The sequence below is a fragment of the Klebsiella ornithinolytica NBRC 105727 = ATCC 31898 genome (assembly GCF_001598295.1).
In the GTDB taxonomy this organism is placed as follows: Bacteria; Pseudomonadota; Gammaproteobacteria; order Enterobacterales; family Enterobacteriaceae; genus Klebsiella; species Klebsiella ornithinolytica.
Genome location: NZ_BCYR01000031.1, coordinates 1 through 1,769, shown reverse-complemented (window position 1 = coordinate 1,769; position 1,769 = coordinate 1). Strand labels below are relative to the sequence as shown.

Here is a 1,769-nt window from a genome sequence, read left to right as displayed (position 1 = left end):
GCGTGCCTTCTCCCGAAGTTACGGCACCATTTTGCCTAGTTCCTTCACCCGAGTTCTCTCAAGCGCCTTGGTATTCTCTACCTGACCACCTGTGTCGGTTTGGGGTACGATTCGTTGTTACCTGATGCTTAGAGGCTTTTCCTGGAAGCAGGGCATTTGTTACTTCAGCACCGTAGTGCCTCGTCATCACACCTCAGCGTTAAAAGAAGTCCGGATTTACCTAAACTTCCCGCCTACATGCTTAAACCGGGACAACCGTCGCCCGGCTAACATAGCCTTCTCCGTCCCCCCTTCGCAGTAACACCGAGTACAGGAATATTAACCTGTTTCCCATCGACTACGCCTTTCGGCCTCGCCTTAGGGGTCGACTCACCCTGCCCCGATTAACGTTGGACAGGAACCCTTGGTCTTCCGGCGAGCGGGCTTTTCACCCGCTTTATCGTTACTTATGTCAGCATTCGCACTTCTGATACCTCCAGCAACCCTCACAGGCCACCTTCAACGGCTTACAGAACGCTCCCCTACCCAACAACACATAGTGTCGCTGCCGCAGCTTCGGTGCATGGTTTAGCCCCGTTACATCTTCCGCGCAGGCCGACTCGACCAGTGAGCTATTACGCTTTCTTTAAATGATGGCTGCTTCTAAGCCAACATCCTGGCTGTCTGTGCCTTCCCACATCGTTTCCCACTTAACCATGACTTTGGGACCTTAGCTGGCGGTCTGGGTTGTTTCCCTCTTCACGACGGACGTTAGCACCCGCCGTGTGTCTCCCGTGATAACATTCTTCGGTATTCGTAGTTTGCATCGGGTTGGTAAGTCGGGATGACCCCCTAGCCGAAACAGTGCTCTACCCCCGAAGATGAGTTCACGAGGCGCTACCTAAATAGCTTTCGGGGAGAACCAGCTATCTCCCGGTTTGATTGGCCTTTCACCCCCAGCCACAAGTCATCCGCTAATTTTTCAACATTAGTCGGTTCGGTCCTCCAGTTAGTGTTACCCAACCTTCAACCTGCCCATGGCTAGATCACCGGGTTTCGGGTCTATACCCTGCAACTTAACGCCCAGTTAAGACTCGGTTTCCCTGCGGCTCCCCTATACGGTTAACCTTGCTACAGAATATAAGTCGCTGACCCATTATACAAAAGGTACGCAGTCACCTAACAAGTAGGCTCCCACTGCTTGTACGTACACGGTTTCAGGTTCTTTTTCACTCCCCTCGCCGGGGTTCTTTTCGCCTTTCCCTCACGGTACTGGTTCACTATCGGTCAGTCAGGAGTATTTAGCCTTGGAGGATGGTCCCCCCATATTCAGACAGGATACCACGTGTCCCGCCCTACTCTTCGAGTTCACAACGTGTGCATTTTAGTGTACGGGGCTATCACCCTGTACCGCCGGACTTTCCAGACCGTTCCACTAACACACGCGCTGATTCAGACTCTGGGCTGCTCCCCGTTCGCTCGCCGCTACTGGGGGAATCTCGGTTGATTTCTTTTCCTCGGGGTACTTAGATGTTTCAGTTCCCCCGGTTCGCTTCGTTAAGCTATGTATTCACTTAACGATAGTGTGACGAATCACACTGGGTTTCCCCATTCGGAAATCGCCGGTTATAACGGTTCATATCACCTTACCGACGCTTATCGCAGATTAGCACGTCCTTCATCGCCTCTGACTGCCAGGGCATCCACCGTGTACGCTTAGTCGCTTAACCTCACAACCCGAAACTGTTTCGTAAAACAGTCCGCGTTGCGAAAATTTGAGAGACTCGAAC

1 rRNA gene is annotated in these 1,769 nt (G+C 52.4%); it reads right to left on the bottom strand.

Annotated features, from left to right (window positions below):
• Positions 1-1,709, bottom strand: a 23S ribosomal RNA gene (locus ROR01S_RS25575); the annotation flags it as partial.
• Positions 1,710-1,769 lie beyond the last annotated feature (60 nt).